Origin of the sequence: Fundidesulfovibrio putealis DSM 16056, from assembly GCF_000429325.1 — a bacterium.
Classification (GTDB): domain Bacteria; phylum Desulfobacterota; class Desulfovibrionia; order Desulfovibrionales; family Desulfovibrionaceae; genus Fundidesulfovibrio; species Fundidesulfovibrio putealis.
Map to the genome: position 1 here is coordinate 608,804 of NZ_AUBQ01000003.1, position 17,840 is coordinate 626,643.

Here is a 17,840-nt window from a genome sequence, read left to right on the forward strand (position 1 = left end):
GGTTCATGGACCACGCAATCCGCATTCTGCACCTGGACATGGACGCCTTCTTCGCGTCGGTGGAGCAACTGGACGACCCGTCGCTGCGCGGAAGGCCCGTGATCGTGGGCAAGGGCGACCGGGGCGTGGTGTCGGCGGCCTCCTACGAGGCGCGCGTGTACGGCGTGCGCTCGGCCATGCCGGTGGTGCAGGCCCGCAAGCTGTGCCCGCAGGGGGTGTTCGTGGGCGGGCGCATGAGCCGCTACGCCGAGGTGTCGCGCCAGGTGATGGCCGTGCTGGGGGACTTCTCGCCCCTGGTGGAGCAGGCCTCGGTGGACGAGGCCTACATGGACATCACCGGCACCCGGAACCTGTTCGGTCCGCCAAGCGAGCTTGCCCGCTCGCTCCAGGCCAGAGTCAAAGAGGTCACGGGGTTGTCCTGCTCGGTGGGGGTGGCCCCGGTGAAGTTCCTGGCCAAGATAGCCTCTGATTTCCGCAAACCCGGCGGCGTGACCATCGTGGAGCCGGAGGACGTTGAAGCGTTCCTCAAGGACCTGCCTGTGGGCAAGATTCCCGGCGTTGGCGGCAAGACCCTGCCCAAGCTTGCGGGCCTGGGGGTGAAGACCTGCGGCGACGTGCTGCGCTACTCGGGCGAGTTCTGGGAGCGCCACCTGGGCGAGTGGGGGAGGGTGCTGCACGCGCGCGCCATGGGGCGCGGCTCCACGGAGATCGTCACCCACGGCGAGGCCAAATCCTCAAGCGCGGAGAACACCTTCGAGAAGGACTTGTCCGACGTGGAGGAGCTGCGCCGCTGGTTGCTGCGCCAGTCTGAGCGGGTAGGGCACGACCTGCGCAGGCACGGCTGGCAGGGCCGCACCGTGACGCTCAAGCTGAAGTTCTCGGATTTCAAGCAGATAACCCGGAGCCTGACGCTCAAGGAGCCCACGGACTCCGACGGGATCATTTTCCAGACGGCCTGCGCCCTGCTGGACGAGGTGACCTTAAGCCAGAAGGTGCGGCTTATCGGTGTGGGGGTGTCCAATTTCGCCAAAGGCATGCGCCAGGAGAGCCTGCTGCCGGACCCGGAGAAAGAGCGCCTGAGCAAGCTGGACAAAGCCCTGGACGCCATCCGGGGCAAGCACGGCAAAGCGGCCCTGAAACGCGGGCGGCTGTTCGACGGCGGGTCCTGAAATCAACGCCCGTACAGTATCGCATACATGGCCTGATTCCCCAGAATCCGCTTCACGTAGTCGCGCGTCTCCGTATACGGGATGAACTCCACGAACAGTTCCGGGTCGATTCCTCCCAGGAACTCCTTCCAGACCCTCACTTTCACCTGCCCGGCGTTGTAGCTGGCCAGGGTCAGCGCCAAGTTGCCGCCGTACTCCTCGTAGCGCTCCAGGAAGAAGCGCACACCGATGCGCACGTTCACGGCCGGGTCTTTGAGGCTCTCCGGCCGGAAGCCTTTCTCACCAAGCTTTTCCAGCAAGGTGCGGGCCGTGGCGGGCATCACCTGCATCAGCCCCACGGCTCCGGCCCCGCTCACGGCGTCGGGCTCGAAGAAGCTCTCCTGGCGGATCAGGCCCCGGATGACGTTGGGGTCCACGTCGGTTCCCACCAGATTTCGCGTGACCAGCTCCTCGAAGCGGTTGGGGTACACGATGTCGCGCAGGGGTTGCAGGTCCTGGCGCGAACCGCGCGTCAGGCAGGGCCAGTACGCGCGCGATACGGCGCGCACCGCCGCCAGATGGTTGCCCATGTCCGTGGCCAGGCGGGCCTGGCGAAGGGCCACGCTCGCATCCCTGGGATGCTGCGCGGCCAGGGCGGCCAGCTCGCGCTCGGCCAGCTCCGGCAGCAGCAAATCCTGCAACAGCTCCGCGCGCGCGACGCCCTGTGAGGCTTCCGGTGAAGGCGGCAGCCCTGCGGCAGGAGGGCAGGCGGGCGGAGCCAGGACCTCCCGCGCGTCCACGCTTTCCATCGGCCCGGCTCCCAATGCGGCCAGCTTCCGGGCTGCCAGCATACCGTAATACCCGTTGGGCCAGCGCGCGAGCACCCGCCCCAGGCTCGTCCTGGCGGACGCGAGATCACCGGCGGCCTCCTTGGCGCGGGCGGTCCAGTAGTGCATCGCGGGGGCGTACTCGGAATTGGGATACTTCTGTGCGAAGGCGGCCAGCGCGGCCTCGGCTCCGGCGTAGTCACCCAGCGCGAAGCGCAGGAGCCCGGCCAGCCACGCGGCCTGCTCGCGCGATTCGGTGGCCTCGGGGCCGGACTGCGAAAGCTCCACGGCCATGGGCAGCGCTTCCAGGAAGCGCCCGCGCTCCATGCGCGAAAGCAGGAGCAGGCGACGGCAGGCTTCGGCCAGTTCCGCCCCGTCGGGGAGCGTCCCGGCGCGGCGCAGGGCGTCCCTCAGGAGTTCGTCCATGCGGATGGCGTCCTCCGGCCCGGAGAAGCGCCAGTAGCAGCGCCCCTGATGGTAGACGGCCCAGGCCGCCAGTACCGGGTCCGTGGCCATGCGCGCGGCGTCCTCGAAGTATTGCACCGCTGTCTGTGTGTCGCGCTTGGCGTAGAGGGCCTTGGCCTTCAGGTACAGCACGCGGGCCGGGTCCGCGCCGGGGGCGCGCCCCATCTGGTCGATCAGCGGCGCGGCCTTGGCGGTCATGGATTTGTCCAGCAGGACCTCGATGCGTCTGCGCAGGGAGTCGGCGGAGTCCGGCGCGAAGGCGATGCGCCCGGCGCGCGACAGCTCCAGGGCCAGGGGCTCGGCCTTGTCGGCGGAGGACGTCCAGGGCGAGGCCAGGATAAGCTCGCGCAGGTAACCCTCGGCTGCGGGATAGTCTCCCCCGGCTGCGGCCAGCGCGGCGGCGCGCCACAGGGCCACGGGGCGAAGCGGCTGGCCGTCCAGCTCCAGGAAACGCCGATAGCGTTCCAGGGCCTGAGGCTGCGCCGTACCAAGTCCCTCAAGACAATAGGCGGACAGAAGAAGCGCCTCGGCTCCCAGCACCGGGTCCGAGGGCAGGGTGGCGTCCAACTCGGCCAGGGCGGCCTGATATTCGCCCAGCCTGAAGCGCGCGAAGCCGAGGTAGAACCTCGCCCAGCCCGCCATTTCGGGAAGCTGCGCCGCTACGGGAGCCAGCGTGGCCGCAGCCTGCTGATACTGCTTGGAGTGGACCTGCATGATGCCCTGGCCCAGGGCGCTGCGGGGCGTCTGTGGGCGCGCGGCCAGGGTCTTCAGTTTTCCGGGCAGGTCCGTGATGGTCGCAGCCAGGGGGCGCGGCAGGGGATACTCTTGTACCGGCCCCAAATTCTGGCTCTGCGACTGGGCGAAACCGCCTCCGGGCGACAGAACCAACATGGTGAACATCGCCAGAAGGCAGGCGAAGCCGGGGCCGGATGTGCAGGCGGCAAGCGAACGTTTCATGAATCCCGTTTAGCCGGGTTCGCCTTGGTGGGCAAAGGGAAAGAGACGCGGCATGGCGCTCCAGGGCAGTCCCCGTCGAACGCAATTTCTCCAGGCGAACGCGCCCGCGCGTCCACCTGCCTTTGGGCCGCTTATCAGGGTGTCCAGAGGGCGGAGCCCTTTGGCCGCCGGAGGCTGTCTTCTCTCCAAAACTCACGTAATATGTCCACCGCCGCCTCCCCTCCCAACAGAAAAAGGGCCGACGGGATATCCTCCCATCGGCCCTCTCACATCAGGTTCTTCTCTTCGCCGACACTTACGCCTTGGCGACGGTCACGAAGAACTCCTGCATGGCCAGTCCGCCGCCGGGTGCGGACTCCAGGGCCAGACCGCCGCGCATGAGCTCGTTGTCGGAGACGCCCTTGCCGAAGGCGCGGGTCTCCACGGGCAGGGTGTGTCCGAAGCCGTGCACCATGAAGGCGGCCTCAGGGTGGATGAACTCGGTGACGAAAGCCTTGAGGCTTCCGCTGAACCCGCCCGAGGACACCGTGACCAGATCGCCGTCCTTTATGCCCAGGGCTTTCGCACGCGCTGAGTTCAGCCACAGGACGTTCTCGGGGAACTGCTCATTCAGGAGCGGGTTGTTGACGGTGTGGCCTTGGGTGTGGGTGCCAACGCGGCCGAAGGCGATGCGGAACTGGTTTTCGCCTTCGGGTCTGGCGGGTGACTTGTAGGGGGCCAGGGATTCGTATCCGGCCTTTTCCCACTTCTCGCTGACCATCTCAAGCTTGCCCGAGGGCGTGGCGAACTTGAGCTCGTCCACCTTCAGGTAGCGGGGCTCGCTGGCCAGGCCGACGAAGCCCTTCTTGGCCAGATCCCCGGGAGTGACGCCCGTTCCTTCCAACTGGTAGGCCCAGATGTCCTCGATGGACTTGAAGGCGAATTTCTCGATGCCCATCTTCTCGGCCAGTCCGCACAGGATCTCCCAGTCGGCCTTGGTCTCGAAGCGGGGGGTGACGGCGCGCTGGCGGCAGAAGAGCTGCGGCTTCAGGCCGCCCTTCTGGGCCACGATGGACTCGCGCGAGAGGTAGGGCGACAGGGGCAGCACCACGTCGGAGTACCAGGCCGTGTCGGACCAGGTGAAGGTGACGCTCACCAGCAGGTCCAGCTTGTCCCAGATGCGGCGGATGGCGTCGGGGTCGGGCATGGCCATGAGGGGGTCGTGGCGGAAGGCGATGTAGGCCTTCACGTCGTAAGGGTCGCCTGAGTCTATGGCCTCGAAGGCCTTGTGAAGAAGGCCGGGGCCTGCGTCATGTGCGGTCAGCTTCCAGCCTACGCCGTCGGCGCGCTTTTCTTCCGGCTTGGGGAAGAGGTCTACCAGCTTCTTGATGCCCTGGCGTCCGACGTCCTTGGGGGTACTGGCGATGGGCAGCCCGCCCTTGGCGCCGATGGAGCCCAGCAGGGCGTTAATGATGTAGGCGCTGCGGCACACGTAGAAGGAGTCGGTGTAGCGGGCCACCATCCAGCCGGGGTGCCAGATGACGTGGGGCGCGGCCTTGGAGAGGTCCTTGGCCAGCTTGGAGATGGACTTGGCCTCCACGCCGCACTCCTTGGCGGCCCACTCCGGGGAGTAGGGCTCCACGAAGGTGCGCAGGCGGTCCAGGTCCTTGATCCACATTTCGGCGTAGGCCTTGTCGTAGAGGCCCTTGTGCAGCAGCTCGTGGATCACGGCGAGGTTGAAGGCATAGTCCGTGCCGGGGCGTATCATGAAGAAGTTGTCGGCCTTGCTGGCGGACACGTTGGCGCGGATGTCGATGCAGGTCAGCTCGCACCCCTTGTCGATGCCGTCCAGGACGCCGTTGACCTCGGCCACGTTGATGGCCTCGAAGATGTTGCGGGTCTGCAGGACGATGTGCTTGGCGTTGGCGTAGTCGTAGACGAACTCCGTGCGGGGTCGCCCGGTGACGGAACGGCAGCCGTGCATGACGTTTCGCGCGCAGGACACGTCGTGGTTGCAGTAGTTGGGCGAGCCCAGGGCGCGCATGAAGCCCTGGTGCAGGTCCACGAAGGGACCGCCCCGGTCGGAGAAGAGCACCGTGCGGGGGCCGTGCTTGTCCATGAGCTCCTGAAGCTTCGCGCCCACGTAGTCGAAGGCTTCCTCCCAGCTCACGCGCGCCCATTTGCCCTCGCCGCGCGCTCCCTGGCGTATCATGGGATACTGGGGCCTCTCTGCGTCGGCTTCCAGAGCCGGACCGGCTGCGCCGCGTGCGCACAAGGCTCCTTTGAGCGGAGAATGAGGATTACCCTGGATAAAACGGATTTCCCCGTCTTCCACGTCCACCATGATCGGGCAGCGCACGGTGCACATGCCGCAGACGCTGAAGACTTCCTTCTTGGACATATTGGCCTCCTGACGGCTTTAGCTATCGACTCTGGACGGACGGCGCATCCCGCGCGGACGCAACCCTGGATTCTTTGCCGCCCCTCGTAACAGTTCCGAAAACTCATGACAAGGCGGCGCGGAGATTGGGATAATAATAACAAGGGTTGCCACTGTTTTCGATTGCACCTATGGAATCTGCATGAGTCAGGCAACAGCCATATCCTACCACGGCGCTTCGGATTGGAGTCGCCTGGAACCGGCACAGCGGCTCAAGCGCATGGCGCAACTCGCGCACGCCCGCGTCATCGAATTGGAACACGCCTCGGGGGGCATGTTCAGGGAATCGTTAAGCATTGAGTACCATCAGCGTTACGCCGAGGCCAACCTGTACGACCATCTTGCAGGCCGTTGCGCCATGTCCGACGAGGGTTCTCGCCGGTCTTACCTGCTGCGCTTGATGGACGGCGCGCCGTGGAGCCCCATGGGGAACCGGCTGGCGCTGAACGAGGGCCGGTATCGCTCCCAGATGGTACTTCGGCTTGCGGATTTTCTTACAAGCGTGTAATGAAAATGGCCTATCGTTTTTTTGCGAACTTCTCAAGCGCTTTGATTTGATTTTTTGATAGAACACAAGCGCGTCGGCCCGGGCAACGCGTGAAGCCGTAAAACCAGCAAGGCGGCCGCAAGGGCCGCGGGGGTAAGCATGAGCCTCTACTACATCAAGACGGACGCGAAACGCTGCATCAGCTGCAAGGCCTGCGAGGTCCACTGCAAATCCAAGAACAGGGTGCCTTTGGGAGCGAGGCTCGGCCAGCTGGTCAGCGTCGGCCCGGTGAACAAGGGCGGCAAGCCCAAGATCATGAGCCTGTTCATGCCCTGCTTCCATTGCGAGGAACCCTGGTGCGTGTCCGCCTGCCCCACCGGAGCAATGACGCGGCGCGAGAAGGACGGCATCGTGTTCGTGCAGGCCAAGCTGTGCGTCGGCTGCAAGGCCTGCATCGTGGCCTGCCCCTGGAACGTGCCCCAGTGGGATGAAAGCGCCGGAAAAGCCATCAAGTGCGATTTCTGCCGCGACCGCATCGACGACGGCAAGAACCCCGCCTGCGTCACCGGCTGCACCGCCCACGCGCTGGAGTTCGTGCGGCCAAACGTCGCCTCCAGGAACGTCCGCGCCTCCTGGGGCGAAAAGCTTCTGAAGCACCAGTTGGAAGAACCGGGACTCTAACCGCCCTGGCAACGGGGAGGTCGCTCTTCAATCCGATACGAGAAAGGAGTTGTAGGCATGTCGAGAAAACGCGCGATCATTTCCACGGTGATGCTCTGCCTGGTGCTGGCATCGTACTACGTGCCCATGGGGACGGCACAGGACAAACCGGCCGCCCCCGCAGTGGCCGCTCCGGCCGCCCCTGGTGCGCCCGCCGCTGCCGCCCCGGCCCCCCAGGCTGGTGGAACCATCACCCTGACCGTGGACAAGCAGGCCATGGACAACGGTGGCGACGTCAAGGTGAGCGGCAAGGCCGCCCCCGGCTCCCAGGTGTACCTGGAAGTCTACAACGACAACAAGGTGCGCGCCGTTTACTTCGACGACCGCAAGCCCGACGAGAACACTCCGCCGCCCTACAAGCTGTATCTCACCCACGACATGCCCGCCTTCTACCAGATCTGCATCCCCAAGGATAAGGCCGAGGCCCTGTCCAAGGTGCCCGGATCCGGCCCGAAGTTCCAGTATTCCCAGGTGCTGAAGGACCTTGGCGCGGACGTGGCCTACAACGTTCCCGCCAAAATCGAAATCGACGCCTTCAAGGCCTCGATCATGGCCTCCATCATCGGTTCGCGCGGCGACCTGATGCCCAAGCTGGACGCCCCCGAAAACAAGCGCCGCTCCATGCAGCTCACCAAGGCCCGCTTCCGCAACAAGGGCAAGCTGCTGGTGCCCGCGGTGGAAACCGCCGCCGACGGCGCCTTTACCGCCACGGTGAAGATCCCCTCCGGATCGGCCCCCGGCAAGTACACCATCGTGGCCTACGCCGGTAAGGACAAGTCCGCCCCGGCAACCATCGAGAACAAGATCGCCTTCCCGGTCATGTACCTGGAGAACGCAGGAACCAGCCTGAACGTGTTCTGGCCCTTCCTGCTCACCCTGGTCATCGCCGTGTTCGGCGTGCTCATCGGCGCGGGCGGCGGCTTCATCATGAACCCGGTGCTCCTGGCCCTGTTCCCGACCCTGCCCCACACCATCGTGGCCGGCACCGTCACCCCCACCGTGCTCTTCTCCCAGGGCTCGGGCGTGTACAACTACTCCAAGATCAAGTTCATCAGCTGGAAGCTGGGCGTAAGCCTGGGCCTGGCCATGGCCGCCGGCGGCTTCATCGGTCCCAAGCTGACGGAGCTCATCTCCATCGAGCAGTACAAGTTCGTCTTCGGCTGGATCCTGCTGGTCCTGGCCGCCCTCCTGTTCTGGCAGACCACGCCCGGCTACATCTCCAAGAACAAGAAGGAACAGGCCATCCTCAAGGAATTCAAGGCCCGCGCCGAAAAAACGGTCAAGAGCTAACAAGCACCCAAGGGAGAGACGAATATGTATATGGAAGTTGAATTCTGGGGACAGACCTTCAAGGTCAACATGATCATCGGCCTGATCGGCTCCTTCCTGCTGGCCATCGTGGCCTCCATGATGGGATTCGGCGGCGGCCCCTTCATGATGCCGCTCATGTCCGTGGTGCTGGGCCTGCCCATGTACCTGGTGGTCGGCAGCTCGCTCCTGGCCATCTTCTTCAACACCGCCATGAGCTCCATGCGCCACTATCAGTTCGGCAACTTCGACCTGACCTTCTTCCTCATCATGTTCCCGGCGGCCATCCTGGGCGGCTTCATCGCTCCCCAGATCGCCAAGCGCATCAGCCCCCTGAGCGTCAAGCGCATCGCCGTGGTGGCCCTTTTGCTGCTGGCCCTGAACCTGTTCGGCGTCTACTAGGCCCCGAACACCCGCACGCACTTGGCAGAAGCCCCGCCCGAAAGGGCGGGGCTTCTTTGTTTGCAAGCATTTACAAGCACCGCCACGCGCGGTAAGGATGCTGCCGCGTGGCTGGTTGTTTTCGTTTCCGCAACCGTTGAAGGCGGCCATGACGACATTGCGTTCCCTTCTCCCCCCGGTATTCCTGGCAGCCCTGGTCCTGGGGCTGGCGCACGTTCATTTCTCGGCACATCTCAAGGAAAAACGCCAGGCGATGCAGGCCGGGCTCGAGAGCCTTTGCGCGCACCGCGTGCGGAGCATGGAAGACGCCCTGGCCCATCTCGGCACCGCCCCGAGCATCCTGGCAGCCCTGGTCCGGTCCCAGGCGCTTGACGCTTCGAGCTTCGAGTCTACCGCTGACGCCGTGGAGAAAGCCTTCCCCGTGGTGGAGGCGATGGGCCTGGCCCCGGACGGGGTCATCTCCTCCGTGTATCCCAAGCGCGGGCATTCACCGGTCATCGGCAAAGACCTCCTGAACGCGTCAGAATGGGCTGCCGACACGACCAGCTCGGCGGCCAGCACCGTGTTCGTCACGGGGCCGTTCACCATGGCCAGCGGACGCCAAGGCTTCGCGAGCCGTATCCCTGTATTCCTGGGGCAGGCGGGAGAAGAGCGTTTCTGGGGGTTCATCACCGCCGTGACCAGCCTGGAGCGCCTGCTGCGCGTAAGCGGCCTGGAGGACCTGGGCCGCCTCGGGATGGTGTGCCGCCTGGACTCGACCGCCGGGCAGACGCTCTACGATGACGCCGCCCGGCGCGACCTCTCCCCGCTCGGTTCGAACGACACCCCGGTGGTGTCCCTGCCCGTGAAGGTCCCTGGCGTGACGCTGTTCCTGCACGTGGGCTCAACGCAGCCCTGGCCGACCCTGGAGACCTACTGGGCCGGATACGGCGCGTCCCTGCTCATGGCCCTGGTGGCCTCGGGGCTGTTGCACGCGTTCCTGCGCTCGCCGATGCGGCTGCGCCAGCTGGTGGCCGAGCGCACCGGCAAGCTGCGCCTGGTCAACAAGCGTCTGGCCGGTGAGCTCCGCCGGGGCAGGCAGGCCGCCTGGGATCTGGAGACGTCCCTGGAGCTCAGCCGCAGCCTGTTCGAGAACTCTTCCGCAGTGAAACTTCTGGTGGACCCGGACAGCCTGTGTCTCGTGGACGCCAACCCCGCCGCGTCGCGTTTTTACGGCTGGCCGCGCGCGGACATGACGGGCATGCCCCTCGCGCGCTTCGACGAAGCGCCGCGAGAACGCATCGCCGCCACGGTGGCTCAGGCCATGGGGGGCGACTCCCAGCCGATTGCCGCAGTCCACAGGCTGGCATCAGGCAAGGTGCGCGAGGTGGAGATCTATTCCGGGCCGGTGCACCACGGCGGCAGGGTGATGCTCCAGGTGGTAGTCCAGGACGTGACCGGGCGGGAGGAGTCCCGCCGGGAGCTGCACCGGAATCAGGAACGCCTGGAGGCCATCGTCAACAGCGCCAACTGGGGCATCGCGGAACTGGACGGCGAGGGCAGGGTGCTCTTCGTCAACCAATCCATGGGGCCGCTCTTCGGCCTGAACGCCGAGGACTTCCTGGGCAAGCCCTACCTCGACTTCCTGCATCCGGACGAGCACGAGGCCGCCGCTAAGCTGAGCCGGAAAGTGGCCGAGGCCTCGGTGGGCCGGTTCTGCATCCAGGCCCGGCACCTGCGCTCGGACGGGTCGGCGTTCTGGGCCAACGTCAGTGTGGGACCTCTGCGCGGAGCCAAGGGGGAGCTGACCGGCGCAGTGTCGGTGATCACCGACGTGACCGAGCTCCTGGAGGCCAAGCGCGCCGCCGAAGAGGCCAACAAGACCAAGAGCCGCTTCCTGGCCAACGTCAGCCACGAGATCCGCTCCCCCATGAACGCCATCATGGGGCTTACCGAGCTCACCCTGCGCACCCCCCTGGAGCCCCGCCAGCGCGACAACCTGGAAAAGGCCCTGACCGCCAGCCGGGCGCTGCTCAAGGTCATCGAGTCCATACTGGATTATGCCGGGCTTGATGCGGGTCGCATGAAGCTGGTGCCCCTGCCGTTTCTCATGCGCGACCTGACGGAGCGCCTGCGGGAGCGTTTCGAACCCAGGGCGGTCGAAAAGGGCCTTTCGTTTAGGTTTCGCGGCGGAGCCGACATGTCCTGCCTGGTGTCTGGCGACGCGCTGCGCTTGGAGCAGGTGCTGGGGAACCTTCTGGAGAACGCCCTGGCCTTCACCTCCGCCGGGCAGGTGGAGCTTTCGGTGGAGGCCCGCCAGCCGGGCGAGGCCGACCGGATCGCGTACGAGTTGCGCGTGACGGACACTGGCATCGGCATGGCCCGCGAAAGCCTGGAGAAGCTGTTCCAGCCGTTCGCCCAGGCGGATGCGGAACTGAGCCGGGCCGTGGGCGGAACCGGGCTGGGGCTGTCCATCGCGCGTCGGCTGGTGGAGGCCATGGGGGGCAGGCTTGAGGCCGAGAGCGAGCCGGGACGGGGCAGCTCCTTCCATTTTACGGTGGACCTCCCCCTGGCCGACGAGACGGATCGGGACGGCGGGTGCGCCATCCTGGAAAACATGGACGAACTGGCCAAGGGGCTCGAGGGCATGCGCGTGCTGGTGGTGGACGACAACGAGCTTGGCCGCCACACGGCGCTCGAGATGCTGCGCCAGGCGCGCATCGACGCCGCCGGAGCCGCCAGCGGCCCAGCCGCGCTGGCCATGCTGTCCGAAGAACCCTTCGACGTGGTGCTGCTGGATATCCAGATGCCCGGCATGGACGGCTACGCGACCTTCAGGGCCATCCGCGAGATTCCCTCCTGCCGGGATCTGCCGGTGATCGCCCTCACCGGCCACGCCACCGGCGAGGACCGCCTGCGCGCCCTGGAAGCGGGCATGCACGACCACCTGGGCAAACCCCTGGGCTCCTCCTCGCTGTTTGCCGCCCTGCGGCAGCACCGCCCCCGGGCCGCCTCCCGCGACGCGGATTCCCTGCGCGTGCTGGACTCCGCCCAGGCGCTGGAGCTTCTCATGGGCAACCAGGGGCTCTACGCGCGTCTGCTGGCCGGGTTCGTGCGCGAGTACGAGAACACCGCGTCCACCCTGGAAGGACTCCTGGCCGAGCACAGAACCGGCGACGCGGTGATGCTCGTCCACTCCGTGAAGGGGCTGGCGGCGAACCTTGGTGGCGAGCAGCTGGCCGAGGCTGCGCGGAGCCTGGAAGAGTGCCTGCACGAAGAGGACGATTCCAGGCGCGAAGCTTCCCTGCAGGCCTTCTCCCAGGCTCTGGAGAGGTTTACCGTCCAGGCGCGCACCGAGGCCGCGCGCATCGGCGGCTCGGCGTGAGCGCGTCCGGCTTGTGGCGTTCGCCATGGCCTCCCGGCAGGGTCCCCTGTTCCTCCAACGGGCTTATGCAGCCCCTTTTCGCATCGAGAATACCGTGAGCAACGCCTTCCGGGTCCTTATCGTGCATCCCAGCGAGGATGCTTCGGAAACGCTGATTCTTGAGCTGGGCAAGGCCGGGCTGAGCCCCGCCTACGTCCGCGTCGATACCCTTTCAGCGCTCGACGCACGCCTCTCCTCCTATGGCTGGAACCTCATCCTGGTGGCCTCCAGCCTGCCGGGCATGACCCTCACGGAGGCGTTGCAGCTTATCCGTCTGCGCCGCCCCGACACTCCCGTGCTCCTGGTGGACGGAGGCGCGAGTCCGGGCGAGGGGCAGGCCGTGCGCTCCTGCCAGGGCATCAACGCCGTGTCCCTGGCCGACCCGGACCGCCTGCGCCTCGTGGTGCTGCGGGTGCTGGCCGGAGGGCTGGTGCGCGCGCAGGTGGACATCGCCACGGCCCACTGCGAAGGCGAGCAGCTCCAGTTGCACCGGGCCTATTTCGAGCAGCTCTTCGAGAATTCCCCCCAGGCCATCGTGATCGTCGATGACTGCGACCAGGTCGTGGAGGTCAACAGGGGGTTCGAATCGCTCTTCGGGTACACGCCCTCCGAGGCCAAGGGGCGCTTCCTGCCTGAACTGGTTGTGCCGGAGGAGCTGGCCGAGGAATCCAGGGACCTGCGCCGCAGGGCCTCCCTGACCGGCATCATCCAGCGCGAGACCGTGCGCAGGCGAAAAGACGGCGTTCCGGTTCACACGCTTGTGGTGGCCTGCCCCATCACGGTGGGCGGGGTGCGGGTCGGCGTGTTCTGGATCTACACGGACATAAGCGCCCGCAAAAAGGCCGAGGAGGCCCTGCGCCGGGCGGAGCGCCAGTACCGCAGCGTGGTCCAGAACGCGGTCATGGGCATCTTCCAGGCCTCGCTGGACCTGAACCTGACCATGGTCAACCCGGCGCTGGCGAACATCCTGGGCTGCTCCTCCACGCGCGAGTTGCTGGAGCGCCCGGAGCTGTGCGAGCTGTTCCTGAACGACCCCGAGCGGTCCGTGGAGCTGTGGAGCCAGCTGGAGGAAAACGGCGAGGTCTCGGGCTTCGAGGTGCTGACAAAACGCCTGGACGGCCAGCCCATCTGGCTGGCGCTCAGCGCCAGGCTGGTGCAGGGCGGGCCATCCGGAACTGGCTCGGCAGGCGACCAGCGCTTCCTGGAAGGCACGGTGGAGAACGTCACCGCGCGCAAGCTGGCCGAGGAGCGCCTGCGCCTTGCCGAGGAAAAATACCGCACCATCTTCGAGCACGCCCAGGAAGGCATCTACCAGACCACGCCGGAAGGGCGCTTCATCTCCGCCAACCCGGCCCTGGCCCGCATCTGCGGGTACGACTCCCCCAAGGAGCTCATGGAGCAGCTCCTGGACATCGGCGGCATGCTCTACGTGCAGTCCGACCGGCGCGACCTGTTCTGCACTTCCATCCAGCGGGGCGGCAGCGTCGCCGCCTTCGAGTCCCAGGTGTACCGCAAGGACGGCAAGATCATCTGGATCAGCGAGCACGCCAGGGCGGTGTACTCGGACGACGGGCAGCTGCTCTTCTACGAAGGCTCGATGATCGAGATCAGCAAGCGCAAGCGCGCCGAGGAGAAGCTCAGGCGCGCCGAGGAGAAATTCCGCTCCATCTTCGAGAACTCCCTGGACGGCATCTTCCAGCTCTCCCCGGACGGGCGCTATATCGCGGCCAACCCGGCCATGGCCCGCATCCTGGGGTACGACTCGACTGACTTCCTCATGGCCGACCTGACGGATTTCGGCGCGCGCCTCTTCCTGGACGGCAAGCGCCGTGAGGATTTCCTGTCCGCTCTGGCCGCGCAGGGCCAGGTGATGGACTTCGAGTCCGAGGTGCGCCGCCAGGACGGCCTGACCGTGTGGCTCTCCGAGAGCGCCTGGGAAGTGCGCGGGGAGGACGGGGCCATCCAGTATTACGAGGGGCTCCTGCGCGACATCACCGCGCGCAAGAACGCCGAGGAGCAGCTGCGCCATCAGGCCTTCCACGACGCCCTCACCGGCCTGCCTAACCGCATCCTGTTCATGGACCGGCTGGAGTGGGCGCTGCACCGCTCCCAACGCAAGCACGGCTACCGCTTCGCCGTGTTCTTCCTGGACCTGGACCGCTTCAAGGTGGTCAACGACAGCCTGGGCCATCAGGCAGGGGACGCCCTGCTGGTGGAGGCCTCCGCACGGCTTCAGCGGGCGCTTCGGCCCATGGACACCGTGGCCCGCTTCGGCGGCGACGAGTTCGCCATCCTGGTGGACGACATCTCCGGCACCCTGGACGCCACCCACGTGCTGGCCCGACTGCAGGACGAGCTGGCCCGGCCCTTCATCATCCAGGGACGCCCGGTGTTCACCTCGGCCAGCATCGGCGTGGTGCTCAAGACCTGGACCTACGAGCGCCCCGAGCATCTGGTGCGCGACGCGGACATCGCCATGTACCGGGCCAAGGCCCTGGGCAAGGCGCGCTACGAGATCTTCGACGCCTCCATGCACCAGGCGGCCACCTCGCTGCTCCAGCTGGAGACCGACCTGCGCCTGGCCGTGGAGCGGGGCGAACTGGCGCTGCACTATCAGCCCATCGTGAGCATCGCCACCGGCGAGATCAGGGGGTTCGAGGCCCTGGCCCGCTGGAACCACCCCAGGCGCGGACTCATCGCGCCGGGCGAGTTCATCCCCGTGGCCGAGGAGACCGGGCTCATCCTGTCCATCGGCAGCTGGGTGCTGAAAAAGGCCTGCGAACAGCTGGCCAAATGGCAGAGACTGCGCCCCGAGGGGCCGCCCCTGACCATGAGCGTGAACCTCTCCGCCAAGCAGTTCATGAACCTGGATCTGGTGGGCGAGATACGGGGCGTGATCGAGCAGACCGGCATCTCTCCGGAATCGCTGAAGCTGGAGATCACCGAGAGCAAGGTCATGGAGAACGCCGAGTTCGCCTCGCGCATGCTGGCCCACCTGAAGGACCTGGGCGTCAAGATCAGCATCGACGATTTCGGCACCGGCTATTCCTCCCTGGCCTACCTGCACAGCTTCCCCCTGGACACCCTGAAGATCGACCGCAGCTTCGTGGGCAAGATGGGCGAAGGCCACGAAAACTCCGAGATCGTGGGGGCCATCGTCAACCTGGCCCGCAACCTGGGTTTGGACGTGGTGGCCGAAGGCGTGGAGGAGACCGGGCAGTTGAGCGAGCTGAGGGGGCTGGCCTGCCAGTACGGCCAGGGCTTCCTGTTCTCCAGGCCCGTGCCCAGCGAGGAGGCCGAGGCCCTGCTGGTGAGCGATTTCCGGCATCCGTAGCAGCCTGTTGAAAAGTCCCCGCTGGCTTAAGTTGCATGGAGAAAGCCAAACCCTCACGTATGTCGAATACGCATCGGGCTTGGCTTTTCCCTGCGCCTTGCCAGCGAGTTTTTTGAACAGGCTGCAAGAGTCGGCGTTCTTGACGGTCTGTAGAGATTTGAGCACGCCACACTTGCAAGGAGCGTGACCATGTTCCGCATCACACTGCTCGCCGTTCTGGCCCTTGTCGCGGCTGCCGGGCCGTGTTTCCCCCAGACGCAACCACAGGCTCCGCCAGCATCGGGCGATGTCTGGCCCACCACGCCGGGCGCGCCGCAGCCTCCCTCCCTGAACGACCGCAAGGCCAAGGCCGAGGAGAAGGGCCGCGAACTGGAGACGAAGCTCAAGGACGACGAAGAGTTAGCGCGCCGCTACGTCCGCCCCGGCATGGGCGTGGCCGAGGTCCAGGAACTTCTGGGAGAGCCGCGCGGCGCCGCCGCCTCGGTGCAGGCAGGGCGCTATCTGTGCCTGGGGTACGGGCGGGTCTGGGTGGTTTTCGAGGACGGGCAGGCCAGCTGCCTGCGCTCGCGCCTGGAATACGTGGCGCGCTACGACTCGAATTGCCACTGCGCGGGCAATGCCATGAACATGGTTCCGTTCGCCAAGCCTTGACAGGCCAGGGACTCAGACGCTAGGGGTTCTGCATCCGCCTGAAATTGCCAGCCAAAAACCGGAGATGGGCATGCGCGTGCTTATCGAGCCTGTCCCCCAAACATTTTCCCCGTGCGGGGCGGCACGGCCTTGATTGCCGCTTTTCGCCCGTCGAAATCGCCACAAAACGTCTCTGCGCAGCCCGTCGAGGCGATTTGAGCTACTCATTGCCCTGAAACTGCGCTGATATGCCTGTCAGTTGGCCATCTTACCCACTTGTCGCACCATGCCGGTAGAGTTTGAGCAGATTATGCGTCAGACTCCAGAGTTCAAACTCGCCTTTCACCTTGTCCAGGCCGCGTAGCAGGAAGCGGGTAAGCTTCCGGCAGTCCTTGATCTGGCCGAACACCGCCTCCACGATCTGACCGCGCAGTTTGTAGAGGGCTTTCCCTGCCTTGGTCCTGAGCTTGCGCTCCATCCGTTGCCGCTGGGTCAGGTTCTTCGGCATCCGCCCTCTGGGCGCGGATTCGTCGTCCCCGCGCTGTTTATGGTCCTTCTTCACGGCCACATAGGGGTCAGGAGCGCCGGGCCGGGCCATGTATTCCAGGTTGTTTTCGCTGCAATAGCCCGCATCCGCCAGCAGCTTTCCGGGTTCTTCGCCGATCTCGTACAGGTTGGCCTCGGCCAGTTCCACCATTGGCTTCAATTGCGCAAAATCATTGCAGTCTTGCACCACGTCGCACGCAACTATTATCTGATCCTCGCTCACGGTCGCCTGCGCGTTGTACCCCTGGACGTACCCTTTGCGGGTCTTCATGATCCGGCTTTCCGGGTCCGTCAGGTTGGCTTTGGCCTCCGCTTCGACCTCCGCGCTGACCGGCTTCGGCTTGCGGCCACGCTTGCTTTTGCCGGATTCCTTCTCTTCCCGCTCCCGTTCCTTGAGGGCGTCTTCCTGTTCCCTGGCGGCCTCCCTGGCCTGGGCCTCAAGCTCCGCTTTGGCTCGCCGGATCAGGGCCAGCCGCTCATGTGCGGTGGACACCTTCGGCAGGCCGTCACCGGAGTCGTCGCCGAAACGGGCATCCTCGTCTCTGTCGGTGGATTCAGCCCGCTTGAGCATCGATTCCACCTCGGCGAGCAAGGCCTGCTCCTTGGCCGTGAGCTTTTCCCAGGTCCGGTTCCTGTCCAGAGCGGCATTGGCCGCGACCTTGGTTCCGTCCAAAGCCACGATTCCGACCTTGACCAAGCCAGCTTGTTTGCAAAGAAGGAGAACCTGCAAAAACAGTGGTTTGAGGCATTTGAGGTGCTGGCGGCGGAAAGTGGCAATGGTCCTGAAATCGGGGCGGTTGCCAGCGGCCAGCCAGCGGAAAGCGACATCATCAATCAGGGCCTGGGCGATTTTGCGGCTGGAAGGCACGCCCACGCAGTACGCGTAGAGCAAAACCCGGAGCATCATCTCCGGGCTGAACGCCGCGCCCCCTTGCCCGCTGGGTCTGTAACGGCGCAGGAGGGGCTTGAGGTCCAGATTCGAAACGACATCGGCGAGAAAACGAGCCAGATGCTGCTGGGGGAGCCAGTCGTCAAGATTGGGCGGCAGAAGAAGGAGCTGGTGAGGATCAAACTTGCGGAAGTTGTAGGGCATGCCTCGCTAACCTCATCTTAATGCACCAGGATGATTGGGTTTGTACCAAGATACCGGTTTCGCGGCAAGCGTATTTAATGGCCATTCACGGGACAGGCTCA

General features: G+C 65.6%; 9 protein-coding genes and 1 pseudogene. 7 read left to right on the forward strand and 3 right to left on the reverse strand.

The window, feature by feature from the left end:
* The first annotated feature begins 5 nt into the window (after window positions 1-5).
* A complete protein-coding gene (locus G453_RS0102865) occupies window positions 6-1,169 on the forward strand; it encodes a DNA polymerase IV (protein WP_043643983.1) in 1,164 nt (387 codons plus the stop codon).
* 2 nt (window positions 1,170-1,171) lie between these two features.
* On the opposite strand, the gene G453_RS22010 is transcribed toward G453_RS0102865, so the two are convergent.
* Both G453_RS22010 and G453_RS0102875 read right to left on the reverse strand, forming a co-directional pair.
* Complete coding sequence (locus G453_RS22010; RefSeq protein WP_051271518.1) at window positions 1,172-3,397, reverse strand: lytic transglycosylase domain-containing protein; 2,226 nt, start codon at window positions 3,395-3,397, stop codon at window positions 1,172-1,174.
* A gap of 295 nt (window positions 3,398-3,692) precedes the next feature.
* On the reverse strand, window positions 3,693-5,777 hold the full coding sequence (locus G453_RS0102875; protein ID WP_027189830.1) for a molybdopterin-dependent oxidoreductase: 2,085 nt from the start codon (window positions 5,775-5,777) through the stop codon (window positions 3,693-3,695).
* 181 nt (window positions 5,778-5,958) lie between these two features.
* On the opposite strand from G453_RS0102875, the gene G453_RS0102880 reads away from it, so the two are divergent.
* The 6 genes and pseudogenes from G453_RS0102880 (at window position 5,959) to G453_RS0102910 (ending at window position 16,121) form a co-directional block, all read left to right on the forward strand.
* Window positions 5,959-6,324 carry a hypothetical protein gene (locus tag G453_RS0102880; RefSeq protein ID WP_027189831.1) on the forward strand — a complete coding sequence of 122 codons (366 nt, stop codon included), beginning with the start codon at window positions 5,959-5,961 and terminating at the stop codon, window positions 6,322-6,324.
* Between the two features lie 138 nt (window positions 6,325-6,462).
* Window positions 6,463-6,984 carry a 4Fe-4S dicluster domain-containing protein gene (locus G453_RS0102885; RefSeq protein ID WP_027189832.1) on the forward strand — a complete coding sequence of 174 codons (522 nt, stop codon included), beginning with the start codon at window positions 6,463-6,465 and terminating at the stop codon, window positions 6,982-6,984.
* Between the two features lie 588 nt (window positions 6,985-7,572).
* Window positions 7,573-8,733 (forward strand): annotated as a pseudogene (locus G453_RS28690) (sulfite exporter TauE/SafE family protein).
* Window positions 8,734-8,881: 148 nt separating this feature from the next.
* On the forward strand, window positions 8,882-12,097 hold the full coding sequence (locus G453_RS0102900) for a PAS domain S-box protein (protein ID WP_043643987.1): 3,216 nt from the start codon (window positions 8,882-8,884) through the stop codon (window positions 12,095-12,097).
* Between the two features lie 94 nt (window positions 12,098-12,191).
* The gene (locus G453_RS22015) at window positions 12,192-15,470 is read left to right on the forward strand and encodes a sensor domain-containing protein (RefSeq protein WP_169725279.1); all 3,279 of its coding nucleotides are present in this window, start codon (window positions 12,192-12,194) and stop codon (window positions 15,468-15,470) included.
* A gap of 189 nt (window positions 15,471-15,659) precedes the next feature.
* Complete coding sequence (locus G453_RS0102910; protein WP_027189836.1) at window positions 15,660-16,121, forward strand: hypothetical protein; 462 nt, start codon at window positions 15,660-15,662, stop codon at window positions 16,119-16,121.
* 247 nt (window positions 16,122-16,368) lie between these two features.
* Here the strand turns inward: G453_RS0102910 and G453_RS0102915 are convergent, their stop codons facing one another.
* A complete protein-coding gene (locus G453_RS0102915; protein WP_027189837.1) occupies window positions 16,369-17,739 on the reverse strand; it encodes an IS1182 family transposase in 1,371 nt (456 codons plus the stop codon).
* Window positions 17,740-17,840: the final 101 nt, after the last annotated feature.